A 19376-nucleotide genomic window follows, 5' to 3' on the forward strand; every position below is an offset into this window, starting at 1 on the left:
GCTCAGGCCGACTGAGTGCCCACCGGTGGCTTGCCGGGACGGCCCGGGATCATGCACAGCATGTGGTCCGATACACCGCCATCCACCACAAGGTTCATACCGTTGACGTAGGAAGCGGCTTCGCTGGTCAGGTAAGCCACAGCCTGACCAATGTCGTCGGGGCAGCCGATGCGCCCCAGTGGCACCAGCGCTTCGCGTCGTTGCAGCGTGGCGTCGTCCTGGTACACCGCCTCCGTCAGCGGCGTGCGGATCATGCCGGGGCAGACGCTGTTGGTGCGGATGCCATCGGGACCCCATTCCTGCGCCAGCTGCCGGCAGAGCATGACCAGCGCCGCCTTGGCCGGCGAGTAGGCGCCGTAGCCAGGGTGTGGATGCAGGCCCGACATGGACGCGACGGCCGTGATGCTGCCGCGCGTGCGCAGCAGCGACGGACGCGCCGCGCGCGCCAGCAGCCAGACCGCACGCGTGTTGAGATGAAAGGTCAGGTCCCATTGCTCGACTGGGAGGTCGGCCAGTGCACCCGGCCCCGAAGCGCCGGCCACGCAGACCAGGCCCGACAGGTCGCCGCCGGCTGCCAGCGCCTGCAACACCAGGGCATCGCATTGCGCAGGATTGGTCACGTCGCCGGCGACTCCGTCGGCGTCGATGCCGGCGGTGCGCAGTTCGGCCACCAGCCGGTCCAGACGCTCACCCGCCCGAGAACTGGCGACACTCAGGCGCAGCGGGCTTCCCGCACGGCGGGCACGTTCGGCCAGCGCATGGCAGATGCCCAGGCCGATTCCGCCAGTGGCGCCTGTCACCAGGATGTGTTCGGTCTCTGTGTGTTGCATGGATTGTCTTTCCTTGCGCTCCGCGCTCAGTGCATGTAGAGACCGCCGTTGACGTCGATGGTGCAGCCCTGCACGTGGCGGGAGTCGTCGCTGGCCAGGAAGGCGATCACGTTCGCCACGTCGATGGGCTGGCCGATGATGGTCCCTGGCGGATAGTCATAAGCCGAGCTGAGCGGTGTGTCGATCACCCCGGGTGCCACGCCGTTGACATTGATGCCGTACGGCATGCACGCCTTCGCCAGGGCGTAGGTCATGGACAGCACGCCGCCCTTCGACGCCACGTAGTCCACCCCCGAGGCCACGCCCCCGATGCGCGCGGCCACCGATGCGATGTTGACGATCTTGCCGCTGCGCTGCGGCTTCATCAGCCGGATGGCCTCGCGGGCACACAGGTAGGAGCCCTTGAGGTTGATGTCCATCACCCGCTCCCACTTCTGCGCGTCCAGTTCCTCGACCGGCAGGTAGGTGCAGACGCCGGCCCCGTTGACAAGCACATCCAGCCGACCGAAGTTTTCGGTGACGAACGCGAACATCGCCACGATCTCGTCCGGGCGGGCCACGTCCAGCTGATACGGCATGCAGGTGCAGGCCGTGGCCGCGGCGATGTCCTTTGCCGCCTGCGTCGCACCGGGTAGGTTCAGGTCGGCCAGTAACAGGCCTTTGGCGCCGCGCTCGGCGAATACGCGGGCGGTTTCCTTGCCGATGCCGCTGCCAGCACCGGTGATGACGGCGAAGCGGCCTTCAAGAGGGAGATTCATGATGGGTGATGGATGAATGGTGACGTTCACTGCTTCATGTTTGCCAGGATGCCGATCGCGATCTCGGGGTAGGCGATGATCAGGCCCAGCACCGCCAGCATGGCGATCACGAAAGGAATGCTGCTGGCGAAAATCTCCGTCAGCGGGCCAGCGCGGGTACCGTCCATGCGGGTGCGCAGGCCGTGCATGACAAACAGGTTCATGCCCACGGGCGGAGTGATGAGCGAGAGCTCGACCAGGATCACGGCCAGGATGCCGAACCACACCAGGTCCACCTGGGCCGTGTGCAGGATGGGCAGCAGGATCGGCAGCGTGCAGACGATCATGGCCATGCTTTCCATGAACATGCCCAGCACGATGTAGATCAGCGCGATGCAGAGGATCAGCTCGATCTGGGACAGGCCCATGCCGCCGATCCAGTTGGAGATGGCCGCCGGCACACCGCCGAGCGAGAGCACGAACTGCAGCAGGAAGGCACTGACCACCACCAGCAACACCATGCTCGTGGTCGACGCCGTGGCCAGGAAGGTCTCGCTGAGCATGCGCCGGTTGACCCGGCCCTTGAGCAGGGCCAGCAGGAAGGCACCGACCGAACCGAAGCCCGCGGCCTCGGTGGGTGTGGCCACCCCCGCATAGATGGTGCCCATCACCATGCCCAGCAGAAACAGCACCGGCAGCACCGCCGTCAGCCCGCGCATGCGCTCGCCCCAGGTGAAGCGCGTCTGCAGCTTGGGCGCGCGTTGCGGCGAGATCATCGCAACGATGAAGATCACCAGCATGAAGGCCGCCATCATCACCAGACCCGGCACGATGCCGGCCATGTAGAGCTGGGCGATGGACACCTCGGCCATGATGGCGTAGATGATCATGATCACGCTCGGCGGGATCAGGATGCCCAGGGCGCCACCGGCGGTGATCGACCCCATGGCCAGCTTCTCGTCGTAGCCGTGGCGGCGCATCTCCGGCAACGCGACCGCGCCGATGGTGGAGGTGGTGGCCACGCTGGAACCACAGATTGAGGCGAACAAGCCGCTAGCCAGCACGTTGGTGTGCAGCAGCCCGCCAGGCACGCGGCCCATCCACTTGCTCAGGATGGCGTAGAGCTCTTCGGTCACGCCGCTGCGCAGCAGCAGCTCTCCCATCAGGATGAACAGGGGCACGACGATCATGCCGCTGTTGCTGACGTTGTTCCAGGGGATCTGGCCGAAGAAGCCCCAGATCTCGCCGATGTGAAGTGCGCCCGCGATGGCGGCGGTCAGCCCCAGCGAACTGGCGATGTGAAAGCTCAGCAGGAAACAGCCGATCAGCGCGAACAGGGTGGTGGCGATGATGGCGGCCATGTCAGATGCCCCCCTCTTCGGCGATCGGTTCGGACTGGGTCGTGGCCACCAGTGTGGCCACCAGAGCGGTGATGGCGAAGACCACGAAACCGAGGGTCGCCAACGACTGGGGAATGTAGAGCTGCATCTCGATGATGGACTGGGGAACGGTCGAGCCCATGTCGTAGGACTCCATGGTCAGCAGGTAGGAGGAATAGGCCAGGATCCAGGCGAACACGGTCAGACCGGCCAGCGCGAGCACGCCGAACCAGCGCTTGACCGGCACCGGCAACAGAGGCAGGAGCACGTCGGAGCGCACGTGGGTACCGGCAATGACGCCCTGTGCCAGTGCCCAAGTGGCGCCCAGCGAGAGGCAGAACGCGGCGATCTGGTCGGACACACCGGTGAACGGGCCACCCAAATAGCGACTGAGTGCGTCGCCCGTCATATAGAACGACAGCAGCAGGAACAGCAGACCGCTGATCCAGGCCATGGCTTTGGCCAGACGGGCAAGATAGGAATGAAGGGCGTGCACGGAAAGCCTTGTCTCTTGTTGGTATGGAAAAAAGTGCGCCGCGGGCCGTGCGCGGCGCACCACACTCTGCTCAGGTCAGCTCAGCTTGAAGCCCACGACAGGCGCGAGGAACTCATTGAAGGCCGGCTTGGCGCGCGCACCGGCACGGCCAGCCCACCACGGCAGGATGTCTTCCTTGGAGATGCGCGTGAGCTGCGGCACCCATTCAGGCTTGCTCACCTTGGTCAGGACCATGCCCTTTTCCAGCGCGTAGGCGTAGCCCAGCTGGTCGTTGTCGGCGCCCAGCTTCCAGCCCAGGTCGCTGAGTTCCTTGTAGATGCCGGTGAAGATGCCGCGCAGCTCGGCAGGCACCTTGGCCAGACCGCGCGTGCCGATCACCACGTACGAACCCATCGGCGGGATGTTCACGTTGGTCATGTACTTGGTGACTTCCCACAGGCTGCTGGCCTTGACGTGCTCGGTGCCGGTGATGCCACCGTCGATCACACCGCGCTGCAGCGAAGGGTAGACATCGGCCGTGGTCATGCTCACCGGCTCGGCACCCAGGGCGGTCAGGAAGCGGGCCTGCGCCGGTGCGAACACGCGGATCTTGCGGCCCTTGAACGCTTCCAGCGAGTCCAGCGGGAACTTGGTGTACATGAACATCGTGGACCAGCAGAACGAGCCGATGATCTTGCCGCCCATCGCAGCTTCGTTCTTGCTCACCACGTTCTCGGTCCAGGCGTCGTAGAGCTGGCGCGACTGGGCCATGCTGGTGGAAATGCCAGGCAGGTCGCAGGCCTCGATCAGGGGGAAGTCACCCGCCACATAGCCCGGCAAGATTTCGGCCATATCGATCACGCCGGACTTGAGCACGCGCAGCATTTCGGTACCGCCCAGACCCAGCTCGCCGATGGTCGTGACCTCGATCTCGACCTGGCCCTGGGTGCGTGCCTTGACCTGCTCCTGCAGCCAGAGCCACTTCTTGTAGGACTCGCCGTTGCGGTGCTGGATCACCGCCTTGAGGGTGACGGGCTTGGCCTGGGCCAGCGCGGGCAGCGACAGCCCGGCGGTCACGCCGGCGGCCATGGCGGCACCGGCGCGCAGGAAGGTCCGGCGGCTGCTCTGGGCTTGTAGGGGCGTGGATGGTGGAACGGTTTTCATCTGTGACTCCTCTTGGTGGAAATAACGGCTCATCGGGGAGCCATCGGTTTGCCGCCCCGCAGGGTCTGCAGTGCGGTCAAATGCGCGCGCGCCGCCTCGGCACGTCAGTAGGTCGCCCGGCCCCCGGACAGGTCGTAGGTGGAACCGGTGGAGAACGAACATTCCTCGGAACTCAGCCAGGCCACGAGGTTGGCCACCTCCTGCGGCTGCCCGGGACGCCCCATGGGAACCTTGGCCAGCACGGTGGCCAGAAGCTCGGGCGTCATCTGGTTGATCAGCGGCGTGCTGATCACCGTCGGGGCAATGGCGTTGACGCGAATAGGCGTGGTTGCCAGCTCCTTGCCCATGGACTTGGTCAGCGCGATCACGCCGGCCTTGGCCACGGAATAGGCGCTCTGCTGGGCATTGCCTTCCTTGCCGGCTATGGACGCGATGCTCACGATGCGGCCGAAGCCTGTGCGCAGCATGGGGTCGACCACCGCGCGGCAGCAGAGAAAGGCGCTGTGCAGGTTGATGGCCAGCGTGCGGTGCCAGTCGGCGACCGGGTACTCGTGCACCGGCAGCGACGGCCCCGTCACGCCCACGCTGTGCACCAGCACATCCAGACGTCCGAAGTGATCTTCCGTGCGGCGAATCGCGCCCTCCACACAACGCTCATCGGTGAGATCGGCCGCCACAGCCAGGCTGCCCGGGATCTCGTCACACAGGGCCTGCAACGCGGCCACATCCAGGTCGAGCAGCGCCAGGCGCATGCCGTCCCCGGCCAGCCGCTGGGCAATGGCGCGGCCGATCCCACCCGCCGCGCCAGCGATCACCGCCACGCGGTTGTCGATGACTGCGCCGTTCACGCGGTGGCTCCGCTGCCGCTGCGCTCGCGGGCCGGGGCGGACTGCCCCTGATAGAAACGCACGGTCGCTCTCAGCCCGTCGGCCAGCGACGTGCGCGGCATGCCCGGGAAATGCGCCTGCAAGCCGGCTTCGCTCTGCCCCACCGCGATGGGCAGCGGCGGGCCTTCGCTCGACAGCCGGGCCTCCGGCACGATGGACCGGATACCGGCGATGACCTCATCCACCGAGGCCTCCTCGCCCACCAGATTGAACACGTGCGCGCCCTTGTGTGGCTGCAACGCCGCACGCACGAACAGCGCGGCGGCATCTTCCACGTACACCATGCCGCAGCGGCCACTGAAGGGGAGCACATAGGCTTCGCCCCGAGCGGCGGCGCGGCAGGCCAGGCTGGGGCCCGCGCTCAGACCGGTGTCGCGCCCCGGGCCGTAGACCACGAAGGGACGGAACCCGACGCTGCCGATGCCGACGTCCTGCCAGTAGGCGCGGGCAGACCCTTCGCAGGCCAGCTTGAACGCGCCGTAGTGGGTTTCGGGAAGAGGCTGTTCGCTATTGTCCCGGCCGAACACGCCGGCCGTGCTGGCGTATGCGATGGAGCCAATGCCCTGCTGGCGCGCCGCCTCGAAGACGTTGAGCGTACCGAGAAGGTTGATCTCGGCGCCCCGCACTGGCGATTGCTGGCAAGTCGGTGTGAGCACGCCGGCCAGGTGGATGATGGCGTCGCAGTCCTGCGCGGCGATGCCCACATCCTGTGACTTTCGCACATCGCCCACCACCCAGACCATGTCACGGGCCAGGCGCTGTCCGGCGATTTCCGCCACCTTGGTTCGGTCTCCGAGCACGTCGAAAACCAGGGGTTCGTGCCCGGCCTCTGCCAGTTGCCTGACGACCCAGGCACCCAGGAAGCCGCTGCCTCCGGTAACCAATACCCTCATGTTGCTCCTCGAATGATTGTTGTGAAACGCGGGGTCTGTTTTTCATTCTAGGAATGGGGTTTCACGAGCAACAGGAGGCTGGCGCAAACATGAAGTTTGCATTTCGCAAAGTCAGTCCGGGGCGTCCGGGCGGGGTCCGCCGCCCTCCAGGAACAGTTCCTGCACCAGGCCGCGCAGCCACCGGTGCCCGGCGTCGTGGTGGAAGCGCTCGTGCCAGTACTGCTTGACCGTGAATGGCGGCACTGGCACCGGGCAGGGGAACAGGTTCAGCCCGAAGCTGCGCGCCAGCGAGTGACCTGTGCGGCTGGGCATGGTGGCGATGAGGTCACTCGACGAAACCATGGCCGGCACCCCCAGATACACGGGCATTTCGAGGAACACCGTGCGCCGGATCTGTGCCCGCTCCAGTGCAGCCGCGAGCATGCGGTGGCCCGTGCCGAGGCTGATCTCGATGTGACCCTCCCTTGCATAAGCCTCGCAGTCGAGCTGGTTGCGCACACGGGGATGGTCGGGGTTGACCAGGCACACCCAGACCTGGTCGAACAGCGCCTGCTGGTAGAAACCGGTGTCCAGTTCAGGGACCAGGCCAACCGCGATATCGGCCTCGCCGCACTCCAGCAGCGCCCCTGCATCCGGTCCGAGCTTGATCACCTCCAGCCGCACCAGAGGTGCCAGCCGGCGCAGGCTGGCCAGCACATGCGGCAGCAGGGTCAGCATGCCGCCATCGGTGATGCAGACGCGGAACACCCGGTCGGCTGACAGCGGGTCAAACGTCTGGGGTTCCGCCTTGAGCGAACGCAGCACGCGCAGGGCTTCGCGCACCGAGGGCATCAGTTGTTCGGCGCGCGGCGTGGGCAGCATGCCGCCGGGCGTTCTGACGAACAGCGGGTCTTTCAACGCATCGCGCAGCTGGTTGAGCCAGATGCTGACCGTGGGCGCGCTTTGCCCCAGTTGCTCCGCAGCCCTCGCCAGACGGCGCGTGCTGTAGAGAACGTCAAAAAACCGCAGCAGCTTGACGTCCAGCAGCGCATCATCGAGCGTGTGTTTTTCGGAGCGTTTCATCGGCGAGGGACATGGGACCACCACACGATACGGCCTCGCCGGTCAGGCGGCGGACATGGGCTGCAGCGTCACCCAGCCGGGCATGGGCACTGCGCGCACAAGGCGCGTCTCCTGCGCCGTGATCAGGTGTGCGGAAGCCTGCAGATAGGCCGGGAAATCTGGATGCGTATCACGGGCCCGGCTGCGACACTCGTAGTCGCTCAGGTCCTCATAAGCCCAGAAGTGTAGGAACTGGTTCTGCGTGCCCACCACGCTGGTGTAGAAGCCCACAGGATGAGCCAATGTCTGCATCAGAATGGGCATGGCCAGACGGTTGAAGACCTCCAGAAACTCAGGCATCTTGCGGAAGGCGATGGTGTAAATGCGGTGGTCCACCAGCGGTCGGCTCAGGCTGCTGGTGCTGCTCACGGGCCAGGCCAAGGGAGTCGCGGAGAAGGTCATGCGCGTGCTCCCGCCTGATCGGCGATGTGGTTGCCGGTGACAAAGCCGAAGGTCATGTTCGGCCCGTGGGTGATGCCGGCGCCGGGGTAGTTGCCGCCCATGATGCTGGCGCGGTCGTTGCCCACGGCGTACAGGCCGGCTATTGGCCTGCCGTCGCGCTGGAGCACCTCGCCCATCACGCTGGTGCGAATGCCGTCGAACGTGCCGAGGTCGCCCATGATGAGCTTGACCGCGTAGAACGGCCCGTTCTGCACCGGCGCCACGCAGGGGTTGGGCTGGTTCGCGGGGTCGGCCAGGTAGCGGTTGAAGCTGGTGCGGCCACGGCCGAAGGCCGGGTCTTCGCCCTTCACGGCGCCGACGTTGTAGTCCCTCACCGTCTGCTCCAGGCCGGCCGGGTCGATGCCACAGTTCTGCGCCAGTTCGGCCAGGGTGTTGCCCTTCTTCAGGTAACCGTTGCGCAGGAACTTGCCAATGGGCATGGGTGCGGGTTTGACGAAACCGATGCCGTATTTGGCCAGCGTGGTCTTGTCACAGACCAGCCACATCGCCGTTTCCTTCTGACCCTCGCAGGCGCGCATCATCGCCGCGCCCACGTCGTGGTACGAGTTGGACTCGTTGGTGAAGCGCCGGCCGTTGGCCAGCACACCGATGATGCCGGGCTTGTAGCGGTCCAGCAGGTGCGGGAAGACACCGATTTCGCCATTGCCGTAGTCCACGCGCGAGACCGGCATCCAGGCCGCGCTGTCCTTGTAGTGGATGTCCACTGCACCGCCGAGCGCTTCGGCCATGTTCACGCCGTCACCGGTGTTGCTGGTGGGCGTGGGCGAAAGGTGCTGGTGGCCGCGCTGGACATGCGGGTAGGCCTGCGCGATGCGTTTGACGTCGTGCGGGAAGCCACCGCAGGCCAGCACCACGCCGTGGTGCGCGCGCAGCAGGCCCTGCCCGGTGCGCACGCCGACGGCGCGCTCGCCGTCCATCTCGATGCCCTGTGCCGGTGTGCTGGTGAGGATCGGGATGTTGAGCTGAAGCGCCGACTTCGCCAGCCTTGCCGCCAGCGCGTTGCCACTGGTCACGTTGATGCCGCGGCGGTAGAGCGCCAGTTCCTTGAGGTGTGTGGCCAGGCGCCTGGCCACGTAGAGGAACGAGGTGAGCGACTTCGTGACCTGGAAAAAATGCTTCAGATCGGCGTTCGACGAGTTGAACATCATGCCGATGAAGGTGATGGTCTTCAGCGGCGGTTTCAGGCGCGCCATGTCGGCACCCAGCTCGCGGATGTCGAAGGGTTTGGCCAGGATGGATCGGCCAATGTCCACGCCGCCGGGCACGTCGGGGTGGTAGTCCGGGTAGAGCGTGGGCACGAACTGCATGCTGGTCTCGCGCTCGAAGAACTCGACCATCTTCGGGCCGTTCTCGATGAAGGCATCGACCGCGGCCTCGTCGTAGAACGCGCCGGTCTCTTCCCTCATGTAGCGGTGCACCGCCTCGCGCGTGTCGGCCGGGTTCTGCTGGCGGCCATGCGGGCCGAGCGGAATCCACAGCACGCCACCCGAGAGCGCGGTGGTGCCGCCGAACACGGGCTCCTTCTCGATCACCACCACGTCGAGACCGCGCTTTTTCGCGGTGATGGCACAGGACAGGCCGGCGGCGCCGGAGCCCACGACGATCAGGTCGTATTCGGTCTTGTTGGTCATGGGTGTCTCCTCAATTCGTCTGGTTGAAGCCGGGGCGCGGCACCATGTCCATCAGCATCGACGACATGCCACCATCCACGGCCAGTTCCGCGCCGTTCATGTAGGCCGAGCGCGGACTGGCCAGGAACAGCGCCACGTCGGCGATGTCCTGCGGCTCGCCGATGCGGCGGCTGGCGGTGACGCGGGCGCGCTTTTCTTCAAAGCCCGGCTCTTCGTAGAACGTCGCCGACAGCGCGGTGCGGATCATTCCGGGGCAGATGGCGTTGCTGCGGATGCCCAGCGGCCCCCACTCGGCCGCCATCTGGCGCGAGAGCAGCAGCACGCCGGCCTTGCCCGCGCTGTAGGCGCCGCTGCCCGTCTGCGGAAAGTTGGCGGAGATCGAGGCCACGTGCACCAGCGCGCCGCGCGTGCGTTCCAGCTGCGGTTTGAAGGCGCGCGAACACAGCAGGTAGCCGGTGAGGTTGATGCCCAGCACGGCGTTCCAGTCGGCCAGGCTCACGCCGTCCAGCGAGCCCGGTCGCAGCAGGCCGGCGTTGTTGATCAGGGCCGCCACATCGCCCAGTTCGGCCTGCACTTTTTGAGCGGCGGCCAGGGTCTGTTCTTCGCTGGCTATGTCGCAGGCCACGGCCAGCGTGCGCACGCCCTGCGCGCCGAACTCGGCGTCCAGCGCGGCCGCCTGGCGCTGCGCGCCGTCGGCATCACGGTCGATCAGCCCCACATGGGCGCCGGCTTCGGCCAGCCGCCGCGCGGTGGCAGCGCCGATGCCGCTGGCGGCGCCGGTGACGGCCACCACGCGGCCCTGAAGGCCCAGCCAGTGGGAAGGGGAATCGGACATGTTTGTCTCCGGTTGGAATGGACACGATTGTTCGCGCCCGCCGCGTCCGAAGGTTTGACGATCCCGGCCAGCACCAGGACAATTCGTGCATTTCTCGGAGTCCCTTTGACCGCCCGCATCCCCAACTACGCGCTCTACGGCGACCAGGACGCACCCGCCTGGTCCAACTCGTTCAATTTCGAGTGGATTCCGCAGCGCTCGGCGCCCTACCAGTGGGAGATCCAGGTGCACCGGCACGACGCCTTCGTGCAGCTGCTGTGCCTGACCGCGGGGTCGGGCGAGGTGCGCATGAACGGCGCGCGCATCGCCGCCACGGCCCCCTGCCTGATCGTCGTGCCCGCCGGTGCGGCACACGGCTTTCACTTCTCACCCGATGTCGATGGGCCGGTGGTCACCGCGACGCAGAAGGTGCTGGAGTCGCTGGCCGCGCTGGTGATGCCCGGGCTGCTGGACACCATCCGCACACCGCGCGTGCTGGCGCTGCCGGACGCCGACGCACTGGTGCCGCTGATGCCGCTGTTCCTAGCGGTCGAGCGCGAATCGCGCAGCCACAGCACCGGGCAGACGGCCGCCGGCATGGCGCTGCTGACCGCCCTGCTGGTGCAGGTGGCGCGGCTGGCGGGACCGGCCGACAGCGACCCGGTGGGCAGCGCGGCGGGTACCCGCAAGCAGCGCCAGATCCAGCAGTTCAAGGCCCTGCTCGACCGCGACTTCCGCCAGCACCGCCCGGTGCAGGCCTACGCCGACGCACTGGGGCTGACGGCCGGACAGCTCTCGCGCATCTGCCGCGAGGTGCTGGGCATGTCGGCGCTGGACGTGATCCATGCGCGGCTGGTGCACGAAGCGCAGCGCGAATTGGTCTACACCGTCGGCAGCATCCAGCAGCTGGCGGCCGAACTCGGCTTCGAGGACGACGCCTACTTCAGCCGGTTCTTCAAGCGCCACACCGGCCTGACTCCGCGCGAGTTCCGCGCACAGGCGCTGGCGCAGCTGGCCCATCCGACGCGTCCATGAAAAAAGCCCCGGAACATGAACGTTCCGGGGCTTCTTGCGAGACAGGGCGGGTTCTCAGCGATTCCTGAGTTTCTTGTACCAGGCAGTCTGGCTGACGACGGTGAACACCAGCGCAGCCAGCAGGATGGCCGACAGCGGCGTGGTGAAGAACTCGGTAACGAAAATGCCCAGGTCGTCGCCGGTGGACATCATGGCCTGGCGGTAGCTGCGGTCCATCATCGGTCCGAGGATCATGCCCAGGATCACCGGCCCGACCTGGAAGCCATACATCTTGAGCAGGTAGCCCAGCACGCCGAAGCCCAGCATCCAGTAGACGTCCACCGGGTTGTTGTTGATGGCGTAGGCGCCCACGGCCGAGAGCACCAGGATCAGCGGCAGCAGGATGGGCTTGGGCGTCTCCACGATCTTGGCGAAGATCTTGATGCCGGTCAGACCGAAGATCAGCAGGAAGATGTTGGCCAGGCACAGCGAGCCCACCACGAACCAGAACAGGTGCGGCGTCTCGATCATCAGCATCGGACCCGGCTTGAGGCCGTGGATGTAGAGCGCACCGATGATCACGGCCGTGACCGCATCACCCGGGATGCCCAGCGTGAGCATGGGCACGTAGGCGCCGCCCACGGCCGCGTTGTTGGCCGACTCGGGCGCCACCAGACCTTCGTAGGCGCCTTCGCCGAACGGCCGCGACGGGTTTTTCACCGTGCGCTTGGCGTGGTCGTAGGCCATCAGCGCCGCGATGTCGCCGCCCGCACCGGGCAGCGCACCCACCACCACACCGATGGTCGAGGTGCGCGTGGCCAGACCCAGGTGCTTGCGCACCAGACCCCATGACGGAATGATCTTGTCGACGTTCTGCTTGATGGCGGTGAGCTTGAGCTCGTGCACCTGGGCGATCACCTCGGCCACACCGAAGAAGCCGATCATGGCGGCGATGTAGGAGATGCCGGCCGACAGCTGCATGTTGCCGAAGGTCAGGCGGTTCTCGCCCGTCATCGGGTCCAGGCCCACGCAGGCGATCAGTGCGCCCAGGGCGCCCGAGAAGATGCCCTTGGAAAGCGACTCGCCCGAGAGGCTGCCCACCAGCAGGATGCCCCACAGCGCCAGCAGCAAGTACTCGCGCGGCCCGAATTTCAGCGCTAGGCTGGAGACGGCCGGCGCGGCCACGGCCAGCGCCAGGATGCCGATGAAGCCGCCGTACACCGAGACCACCGTGGTCAGGCCAATGGCCTGGCCCGCCTCGCCGCGCTTGGCCAGCGGGTAGCCGTCCATACCGGTGGCAATCGCCGAGGGCGCGCCCGGGATGTTCAGCAGGATGGCGCTGCGCGAGCCGCCGTACACGCCGCCCAGGTAGATGCCGGAGATCAGCGCCAGCGCCTCGTTCACGTCCCACTTGAACGTGAACGAGATCAGGATGGACACCGCCATCGTGACCGACAGGCCTGGAATGGCGCCGATGTAGATGCCGGCGAAAGTGCCCAGCGCGGTCAGCGCGAGCATCTTGATGTCCAGCCAGGACATCAGGAAATAACCGAGGGCGTCCATCATTTGAGCAACTCCGGCAGGTGGGGGCCGACCAGACTGCCCGCAGGCAGCACGACCGAGAAGGCGGTGCGGAACACGATGAAGATGGCCGCCAGCACCACGAAGCTGACCACCACGTTCAGCCCGATGCGCTTGCTGCCCAGCAGGGACATGGCCAGCACCAGGAACAGGTAGGAAGCAACCAGGAAACCCAGCACCTCCAGCAGCAGCATGTAGGCCAGGATCAGCAGCGCGAACAGCACCAGCTGCAGCGGCACGATCTTGCGCACCAGCTGCTGCATCCAGGTCTCGCCCCCTTCAAGCCGAAGCTTGGCGCGGGCGGTTTTGACCAGGTTCATGCCGCCAGTGATCAGCATGGTGGCGGCGCACACCATGGGGAAGAAGCCGGGGGAGGAAATGGAGTCGAAGCGCGAGATGCCGTAGGCGGTCCAGAGCATGAACGCGCTGAACAGCACCACAAGCGCCATGAAGGTCAGTTCGCCCGGCAGCCGAGGATGGCTGGTGTGCATGAAGGTCTCCTCGTTGGGTTCGGAAGCGGTTGAAAGAGGTGAAAAAAACGGTCTGGGCGAAGGCTCGCCGCAGACCGTCTTGGTCAGCCCGCAGGATCAGGGCTTGGGGATGCCCAGTTCGGCCGGGCTCTTCTTGGCCGCGCCAGCGCCTTCGTACAGCCAGGCGGTGGTGGACTGGAACTTCTTGATGAAGGCTTCGGCCTCGGCGCCGCTGATGTTCAGCATGGTGGTGCCGCGGCCTTCCATCATCTTGCGGTACTGCGGGTTCTCGCCAGCCTTCTTGAAGGCGGCGATCAGCTTGGCCTTGACCGGCTCGGGCGTCTCCTTGCGCACGAACACGCCGTACCACGAACCCCAGGGCAGGTACTTGGTGATGCCGCGCAGCGAAGGCGCGTCGGTCACGGGGGCGATGCCCTGGAACGGCTTGGAGTCGACCACGGCCAGCGCCTTGAGGCGGCCGGCCTTGACGTGTTCGATCACGGCGCCGGAGGCGATGAAGCCGATGTCCACGTGGCCACCCTGCAGCGCGGCGATGGCGGGACCGTCACCGTCGAAGGGCACGTTGATGGTCTCGAACTTGGTCAGCGTGCTCATCATGGCGTTCATGGTGAACGGCACGGTGCCCTGGCCGGCCAGGTACTGCTTGACCTTCTTGGGGTTGGCCTGCACGTGGCTCAGCAGGTCCTGCATGTTGTTCCAGGGCGCGTCGGGCTTGGTCACCAGCAGGATGGTGTTGGCCACGGCGGCGATGTTGATCGGGGTGAACTTGTCGTAGTCGAAGTCGGCCACGCCCATCACGCGGTACAGGGCCTGCGGCTCGGCGCCCATCAGGATGGTGTAGCCGTCGGCCGGCTGCTGCAGCACGAAGTTGGCACCGATCACGCCGGCCGCGCCGGGCTTGTTCTGCAGCACGATTTTCTTGCCCAGGGCCTCTTCGGCATAGGGGGCATAGCCGCGCATGGCGACATCGGTGCCGCCGCCGGCGCCCCACTGGATCACGGCCGTGACGTCGCGCTCCGGGTAGTTCTGGGCCTGGGCCAGGCCGCTGAAACCCAGCGTGGCCAGGGCCGCGACGGCCGCGCCCAGGAATTGACGTTTGAACTGCTGCATCAGATGTCTCCTTCGGTTGGATGAAAGTTCAAGCCCTGTGACCCGGACTCATGGGTTGGAAATGTAGGACCCCGCCAGGGGGTGGTCCATGTGCAAGCAACGGTATCCGAGCGATAAATGCACATCACTGTTCGACAATCGATCAGAAACCGGGTTATCCCTGAGCAGCGACCGAGGCCCTGGCGCCCGCATGTCGCGCCGCCAGACAGCCGAACACCAGGCCGGGCCCGATGGTGATGCCCGGCGCGGTGTAGACGCCGCCCATGATGGAGTGCATGTCGTTGCCCACGGCGTACAGACCGGGAATCGGCTGGCCCTGCGCGTCGAGCACGCGCGCGTCGCCGTCGGTGGCAAAGCCGGTGGCGGCGCCGATGTCGCCGGGGTGCAGTTTCACGGCGAAGTACGGCGCGGTTCTGAGCGGCCCGAGGTTGGGGTTCTTCGTGCCCGCGGTGGCGTCGCCGATGTTCTGCTGGTAGGCCGTCTCGCCGCGGTGGAAACGCGGGTCCACGCCGGTTTCGGCGCAGCGGTTGATCTCCTCGACGCTGGCCTTCAGACCACCGGCGTCGATGCCGAGCTTGCCCGCCAGCTCGTCCAGCGTGGCGCCCTGGGTGAGGTAGCCGTCGGCCAGGAAGGGCGCGAGGTCCTTGGGCGAGGCGCCGGGGCGCACCATGCCGATGCCGTACTTCTGCAGCGCGGTCGCGTCGCAGACCAGGTACGCCGGCACGGAGCCGGTGGCCTGCATGGCCATGCCGAACAGGTGGTAGGACGTGCTTTCGTTGACGAAGCGTTCGCCCTTTTTGTTCACGGTCAGCATGCCGGGCTTGGCGCGGTCCATCACGAAGTGCGGGAACACCGCCGTGCTGCCGTCGGCTCGTTTTCTCAAGGAGACCGGCGCCCAGAAGGCGTTGCTCAGGGCGCCTTCGCCATAGACGGCGCCGGCGTCCTGGGCGAGGGCATGGGCTTCGGCCGTGTGGCCGGGCGCGGCTGGGCACCAGGCCATGTCGGCGCCGGGCAGCATGCGGGCGCGCAGCCCGGGGTGGCGGTTGAAGCCGCCGCTGGCCAGCACCACGCCGCCGCGGGCGGTGACGCGGCGGGAGGCGCCCTGCCCCTGGAGCACCACGCCGGTCACGCCGGCGCCATCGCGCTCGAAGCGTTCCACAGAGGTGTTCAGGGCGAGCGTCACGCCGGCCTGCATCGAGAGCGAATGCAGCAGCCGCCCCACCAGCGCATTGCCCATCACCAGCCGTGTGCCGCGCGGGTGGCTCAGGCGGTCCAGGCCGTGGCGCGCAATGATCTTCAGCGCGTGCTTGAACGACGCCCACGACTTGGTCAGCGCCAGCAGGTGGTTGATGTCGGTGCGGTCCACCATCATCCCGCCGAGCACGGTGAACTCGGGGATCGGCGGGCGCACCAGCTTGAACAGGTCGCCCAGCAGGCGCCCGTCGAAGGGCACGGGCTCCATCGCGCGGCCGGCCAGCGTCGAGCCGCCGAGGTCGGAGATGTAGTCCGGGTGCTTGGCGTAGGGGCGGAACTTCACCTCGCTGCGGTCTTCGATCTGCCGGATGGCGGCGGCCCCGTGATCGAGGAAGGTCTGGCGCAGCGCGGCGGGCGTGCGCTCGCCGATGGCGTTGGTCAGGTAGCGCGCCGCTTCGGCCAGCGTGTCGCCGGGGTTCACCTTGGCCGCGTGGTGCGTGCCCGGCACCCAGGTGGTGCCGGCGGACCAGGCGGTGGTGCCGCCCACGAACTCCGTGCGCTCGACCAGCAGCACGGTTTTGCCATCCAGCGCCGCGTACAAGGCGGTGGCCATGCCAGCGCCGCCGGCACCGACCACGACCAGGTCGTAGGCTGCCTCGGCAGGCAAGTCCTTCAGAGCGTTCAGCACCTGCATGCTCACTTCCCGATCAGGAATTCGACCATCAGGTCACGGACCCGCGCAAACATGTCCGCGCCGGTCATCGTGCCGCAGCCTTTCTCGCGCGCAGCGACGATGAAGCGCGTGACGGCGGGGGCCGTGATCACGCAGCCGCAGAACATGTCAGGCGTCAGTTTCGACACATCCAGGGGGTAGGGGTCGCCCTCCTTCATGCCCACCGGCGTGGCGTTGAGCACGAGGTCAAAGCCCGTCGGGTCGGCGCTGCCGTGGCCCACCGGGCATTTCCCAAGACCCGAAAGACGGTCCACCAGCGAGGCGCGGCGCTGGTCGTCGGGGTCGTGGATGGCGAGTTCGCTCACGCCGGCCATCACCAGTGCATGGGCAATGGCCGAGCCGGCGCCGCCCGCCCCCACCAGCAGGGCCTTTTTGCCGGCGGGCCGGCAGCCCTTGTCCTGCAGGGCGGTGACGAAACCCAGGCCGTCGAACATGTCGCCGTGCCACGTCCCGTCGGCGTTGCGGCGCATGGTGTTGACCGTGTGCAGGAAGGCGGCGCGGTCGGAGGTGGTGGCGCACAGGTCGGTGCAGGCGAACTTGTGCGGCACCGTCACGATGATGCCGTCCACGTTCTGCGCCAGCGAGACGCCGCGCACCCAGTCGGTCAGGTGGGCGGGCGACACATGGGCGGGCACGCAGACCGCGTCGCGGCCGTGGGCGGCCAGGGCCTGGCTCACGCCTGCGGGTGATTTCACCTGGGCAATCGGGTCGCCCACGATGTAGTGCAGGCGCGTGGCGCCGCTGAGGTTCTGTGTCATCTGTCTCGCTCGGATCTCGGGTGGATCGGGTGGTTGACCTGGATCATATGCAAAAGTGGAATTGTGTTCAAGTATTGAATGTTGTTCTTTTTTTGACTAGACTTCGGGCCGGAGACAAACACCACACATGGACACCACCCGACTTCTGGTCATCGGTGCCGGCGCCATCGGCCGCACCCACATCGACCGCATCCGGCGCACGCCCGGCCTGGCGCTGGCCGGCATTGCCGACCCGTCGGACGCCTGCCGCGCGCTGGCGGAGTCGCTGGACGTGCCCTGGGCGCCCGACCATGTGAGCGCGCTGGACCGCCTGCAGCCGCAGGGCGCCATCGTCGCCACACCCAACCCGCAACACGTGCCGATGGCACTGGACTGCCTGGCGCGCGGCGTCGCCGCACTGGTGGAAAAGCCGCTGGCCGACAGCGTGGCCGAGGCGCAGCAGCTGGTCGACGCGCAGGCCGCTTGCGGCGTGCCGGTGCTGGTGGGCCACCACCGGCGCCACAACCCCATCACCCGCCAGGCGCGCGAAACGATTGCGAGCGGCAAGCTGGGCCGCCTCGTCGGCGCCAACGCCATGGCCTGCTTCTACAAGCCGCAGGGCTATTTCGACATGGCCTGGCGGCGCGAACCGGGCGGCGGCCCGGTGCTGATCAACCTGATCCACGAGATCGACATGCTGCGTTTCCTCTGCGGCGACATCGTGCAGGTGCAGGCCGTCGCCAGCAACGCGGTGCGCGGTTTCGCGGTGGAAGACACGGCCGCGGCCCTGCTGCGCTTCGAGAACGGTGCGCTGGGCACGGTGCTGCTGTCGGACACCGCCGTTGCGCCCTGGTGCTGGGACTTCTGCGCCGGCGAACAGGACCAGTACCCGCGCCAGGACGTCAACGCCCTGTTCATCGCCGGCACCGAGGGCTCGCTCTCGCTGCCCGATCTTTCGCTCTGGCGCTACGAGGGCGAACGCCACTGGCACCACCCGCTCGTGCGCGAGCAGCGCACCGCGATCAGGGCCGATCCGTACACGCGCCAGCTGCAGCATTTCGCCGCCGTGATCCGCGGCGAAGAGGCCCCGCTGTGCAGCGCGCTCGACGGCCTGCGCACCCTGCAGGCCACGCGCGCCCTGCTCGACGCCGCGGCCGGCGGCGGCACGGTTTCCTGTACCGTTTGAGGCTTTCGAACCCCACGGAACACAGACCATGAACGGCGTCCTCGAACGAACCCTCGGCATCCTCGAACTGCTCTCGCAACACGGCGAAGGCATGGAGCTGGCCGCGATTGCCGACCTCACGGGCATCCCGCGCAGCGGCGTGCACCGCCTGCTGGCTGACCTGGTGCGGCTGGGCTATGTGCGCCAGGCACGCGGCCACGGCGAATACCTGCTGACCACCAAGCTGGTGAGCATGGGTCTCTCGTACCTCAGCAATAGCGGCATCGTCGACATCGCACAGCCGCTGCTCAACCACCTGGCCGAGATTTCGGGCGAGCTGGTGCGACCGTCGGTGGTGGACGGCGAACGCCTGACCTGGGTGGCGCGTGCGCAGGGCGCGCGCCAGGGCCTGCGCTACGACCCCGACATGGGCTCGGACGCGCGCCTCTCGTGTTCGTCCTCGGGCTGGGCGCTGATGTCCACCCTCAGCGACGACGCCGCCCTGGCCCTGGTGGCCAAGCAGGGCCTGGGTACACCCGAACAGTTCGGCCCGGCTGCGCCCACCTCGCTGCAGGCGGTGCTGGCCGCCGTGCACGAGACACGCGAACGTGGCTACAGCCTCACGGTGGACACCTACAGCCTGGGCCTCTCGGCCATGTCGGCGCCGGTGCGCTTCACGGGCCAGCCGGCCATCGGCGTGATCACCATCGCCGGTCCCACGGTGCGCTTCACGATGGAGCGCATGCAGTCGCTGGCGCCCGAGCTGCTGTCGGTGGCGCAGCAGCTGGCCGCCGCCAGCGGCGCCTCGCCCTTCTTCCAACTCACGGCCGAGACCGCCGCCCCGGGCGACGTCAAAAGCCGCAAGCCGATCTACGCCGTATAGCCATGACCACCCCCGTCGCTTGCTCGCTTCGCGTAGCCGCATCCCCCCTCAAGGGGGCGACACCAGTGGCCTGGCAAAGCCAGTTCCACGGTGTC

The 19376-nt window shown here is 67.1% G+C and carries 19 protein-coding genes; 3 read left to right on the plus strand and 16 right to left on the minus strand.

Translation table 11 applies throughout. The annotated features are described in order from the left end of the window. Positions 1 to 2: 2 nt before the first annotated feature. The 11 genes from HFL01S_RS21250 to HFL01S_RS21300 form a co-directional block, all read right to left on the minus strand. On the minus strand, positions 3 to 830 hold the full coding sequence (locus HFL01S_RS21250; protein ID WP_066262433.1) for an SDR family NAD(P)-dependent oxidoreductase: 828 nt from the start codon (positions 828 to 830) through the stop codon (positions 3 to 5). A gap of 26 nt (positions 831 to 856) precedes the next feature. Further along, on the minus strand, positions 857 to 1588 hold the full coding sequence (locus HFL01S_RS21255; RefSeq protein WP_066262438.1) for an SDR family NAD(P)-dependent oxidoreductase: 732 nt from the start codon (positions 1586 to 1588) through the stop codon (positions 857 to 859). Positions 1589 to 1614: 26 nt separating this feature from the next. After that, entirely contained in the window at positions 1615 to 2928 is a 1314-nt protein-coding gene (locus HFL01S_RS21260; protein WP_066262439.1) for a TRAP transporter large permease, read from the minus strand. Position 2929: 1 nt separating this feature from the next. Then, positions 2930 to 3400, minus strand: coding sequence for a TRAP transporter small permease (locus HFL01S_RS21265; RefSeq protein WP_066262443.1), 471 nt, complete (start codon positions 3398 to 3400; stop codon positions 2930 to 2932). 117 nt (positions 3401 to 3517) lie between these two features. Then, complete coding sequence (dctP, locus tag HFL01S_RS21270; RefSeq protein WP_066262445.1) at positions 3518 to 4585, minus strand: TRAP transporter substrate-binding protein DctP; 1068 nt, start codon at positions 4583 to 4585, stop codon at positions 3518 to 3520. Between the two features lie 104 nt (positions 4586 to 4689). Then, entirely contained in the window at positions 4690 to 5433 is a 744-nt protein-coding gene (locus HFL01S_RS21275) for an SDR family oxidoreductase (protein WP_066262447.1), read from the minus strand. Beyond that, complete coding sequence (locus HFL01S_RS21280; RefSeq protein WP_066262449.1) at positions 5430 to 6365, minus strand: NAD-dependent epimerase/dehydratase family protein; 936 nt, start codon at positions 6363 to 6365, stop codon at positions 5430 to 5432. The genes HFL01S_RS21275 and HFL01S_RS21280 overlap by 4 nt, the downstream gene beginning before the upstream one ends. Positions 6366 to 6476: 111 nt before the next feature. Further along, entirely contained in the window at positions 6477 to 7427 is a 951-nt protein-coding gene (locus HFL01S_RS21285) for a LysR family transcriptional regulator (RefSeq protein WP_066262452.1), read from the minus strand. A 42-nt stretch (positions 7428 to 7469) separates the two neighbouring features. After that, positions 7470 to 7868, minus strand: a complete 399-nt coding sequence (locus HFL01S_RS21290; RefSeq protein WP_066262458.1) for an NIPSNAP family protein — start codon at positions 7866 to 7868, stop codon at positions 7470 to 7472. Then, entirely contained in the window at positions 7865 to 9559 is a 1695-nt protein-coding gene (locus tag HFL01S_RS21295; RefSeq protein WP_066262464.1) for an FAD-dependent oxidoreductase, read from the minus strand. The genes HFL01S_RS21290 and HFL01S_RS21295 overlap by 4 nt, the downstream gene beginning before the upstream one ends. A 10-nt stretch (positions 9560 to 9569) precedes the next feature. After that, positions 9570 to 10394 (minus strand): SDR family NAD(P)-dependent oxidoreductase, encoded by an 825-nt coding sequence (locus tag HFL01S_RS21300; RefSeq protein WP_066262466.1) that lies wholly within the window; start codon positions 10392 to 10394, stop codon positions 9570 to 9572. A 105-nt stretch (positions 10395 to 10499) separates the two neighbouring features. Between HFL01S_RS21300 and HFL01S_RS21305 the strand changes: the two genes are divergently transcribed. After that, positions 10500 to 11408, plus strand: coding sequence for a helix-turn-helix domain-containing protein (locus HFL01S_RS21305; RefSeq protein WP_066262468.1), 909 nt, complete (start codon positions 10500 to 10502; stop codon positions 11406 to 11408). Between the two features lie 54 nt (positions 11409 to 11462). On the opposite strand, the gene HFL01S_RS21310 is transcribed toward HFL01S_RS21305, so the two are convergent. The 5 genes from HFL01S_RS21310 to HFL01S_RS21330 all read right to left on the minus strand — a co-directional run bounded on the left by HFL01S_RS21310 (position 11463) and on the right by HFL01S_RS21330 (position 17254). After that, positions 11463 to 12953, minus strand: coding sequence for a tripartite tricarboxylate transporter permease (locus HFL01S_RS21310; protein ID WP_066262470.1), 1491 nt, complete (start codon positions 12951 to 12953; stop codon positions 11463 to 11465). After that, positions 12950 to 13459 (minus strand): tripartite tricarboxylate transporter TctB family protein, encoded by a 510-nt coding sequence (locus HFL01S_RS21315; protein ID WP_066262471.1) that lies wholly within the window; start codon positions 13457 to 13459, stop codon positions 12950 to 12952. The genes HFL01S_RS21310 and HFL01S_RS21315 overlap by 4 nt, the downstream gene beginning before the upstream one ends. Positions 13460 to 13555: 96 nt before the next feature. Further along, positions 13556 to 14569, minus strand: a complete 1014-nt coding sequence (locus HFL01S_RS21320; protein WP_066262472.1) for a Bug family tripartite tricarboxylate transporter substrate binding protein — start codon at positions 14567 to 14569, stop codon at positions 13556 to 13558. A gap of 154 nt (positions 14570 to 14723) precedes the next feature. Next, positions 14724 to 16457 (minus strand): FAD-dependent oxidoreductase, encoded by a 1734-nt coding sequence (locus tag HFL01S_RS21325; RefSeq protein WP_066262474.1) that lies wholly within the window; start codon positions 16455 to 16457, stop codon positions 14724 to 14726. Between the two features lie 2 nt (positions 16458 to 16459). Continuing rightward, the gene (locus HFL01S_RS21330; protein WP_066262477.1) at positions 16460 to 17254 is read right to left on the minus strand and encodes a shikimate dehydrogenase family protein; all 795 of its coding nucleotides are present in this window, start codon (positions 17252 to 17254) and stop codon (positions 16460 to 16462) included. Positions 17255 to 17381: 127 nt separating this feature from the next. On the opposite strand from HFL01S_RS21330, the gene HFL01S_RS21335 reads away from it, so the two are divergent. Together HFL01S_RS21335 and HFL01S_RS21340 are read left to right on the plus strand one after the other, a co-directional pair. Beyond that, positions 17382 to 18419: a Gfo/Idh/MocA family protein gene (locus HFL01S_RS21335; protein WP_066262479.1), complete on the plus strand. Its 1038-nt coding sequence runs from the start codon at positions 17382 to 17384 to the stop codon at positions 18417 to 18419. Positions 18420 to 18447: 28 nt separating this feature from the next. Then, positions 18448 to 19281 carry an IclR family transcriptional regulator gene (locus HFL01S_RS21340; protein ID WP_066262481.1) on the plus strand — a complete coding sequence of 278 codons (834 nt, stop codon included), beginning with the start codon at positions 18448 to 18450 and terminating at the stop codon, positions 19279 to 19281. Positions 19282 to 19376 lie beyond the last annotated feature (95 nt).

Origin of the sequence: Hydrogenophaga flava NBRC 102514 (assembly GCF_001571145.1) — a bacterium.
In the GTDB taxonomy this organism is placed as follows: domain Bacteria; phylum Pseudomonadota; class Gammaproteobacteria; order Burkholderiales; family Burkholderiaceae_C; genus Hydrogenophaga; species Hydrogenophaga flava.

Coding starts and splice junctions, on each gene's coding strand:
- HFL01S_RS21310 (WP_066262470.1), bottom strand. CDS start 12,953: ATGATGGACGCCCTCGGTTATTTCCTGATGTCCTGGCTGGACATCAAG.
- HFL01S_RS21340 (WP_066262481.1), top strand. CDS start 18,448: ATGAACGGCGTCCTCGAACGAACCCTCGGCATCCTCGAACTGCTCTCG.
- HFL01S_RS21265 (WP_066262443.1), bottom strand. CDS start 3,400: ATGGCCTGGATCAGCGGTCTGCTGTTCCTGCTGCTGTCGTTCTATATG.
- HFL01S_RS21250 (WP_066262433.1), bottom strand. CDS start 830: ATGCAACACACAGAGACCGAACACATCCTGGTGACAGGCGCCACTGGC.
- HFL01S_RS21330 (WP_066262477.1), bottom strand. CDS start 17,254: ATGACACAGAACCTCAGCGGCGCCACGCGCCTGCACTACATCGTGGGC.
- HFL01S_RS21315 (WP_066262471.1), bottom strand. CDS start 13,459: ATGCACACCAGCCATCCTCGGCTGCCGGGCGAACTGACCTTCATGGCG.
- HFL01S_RS21300 (WP_066262466.1), bottom strand. CDS start 10,394: ATGTCCGATTCCCCTTCCCACTGGCTGGGCCTTCAGGGCCGCGTGGTG.
- HFL01S_RS21285 (WP_066262452.1), bottom strand. CDS start 7,427: ATGAAACGCTCCGAAAAACACACGCTCGATGATGCGCTGCTGGACGTC.
- HFL01S_RS21280 (WP_066262449.1), bottom strand. CDS start 6,365: ATGAGGGTATTGGTTACCGGAGGCAGCGGCTTCCTGGGTGCCTGGGTC.
- HFL01S_RS21320 (WP_066262472.1), bottom strand. CDS start 14,569: ATGCAGCAGTTCAAACGTCAATTCCTGGGCGCGGCCGTCGCGGCCCTG.
- HFL01S_RS21335 (WP_066262479.1), top strand. CDS start 17,382: ATGGACACCACCCGACTTCTGGTCATCGGTGCCGGCGCCATCGGCCGC.
- dctP (WP_066262445.1), bottom strand. CDS start 4,585: ATGAAAACCGTTCCACCATCCACGCCCCTACAAGCCCAGAGCAGCCGC.
- HFL01S_RS21295 (WP_066262464.1), bottom strand. CDS start 9,559: ATGACCAACAAGACCGAATACGACCTGATCGTCGTGGGCTCCGGCGCC.
- HFL01S_RS21255 (WP_066262438.1), bottom strand. CDS start 1,588: ATGAATCTCCCTCTTGAAGGCCGCTTCGCCGTCATCACCGGTGCTGGC.
- HFL01S_RS21290 (WP_066262458.1), bottom strand. CDS start 7,868: ATGACCTTCTCCGCGACTCCCTTGGCCTGGCCCGTGAGCAGCACCAGC.
- HFL01S_RS21325 (WP_066262474.1), bottom strand. CDS start 16,457: ATGCAGGTGCTGAACGCTCTGAAGGACTTGCCTGCCGAGGCAGCCTAC.
- HFL01S_RS21260 (WP_066262439.1), bottom strand. CDS start 2,928: ATGGCCGCCATCATCGCCACCACCCTGTTCGCGCTGATCGGCTGTTTC.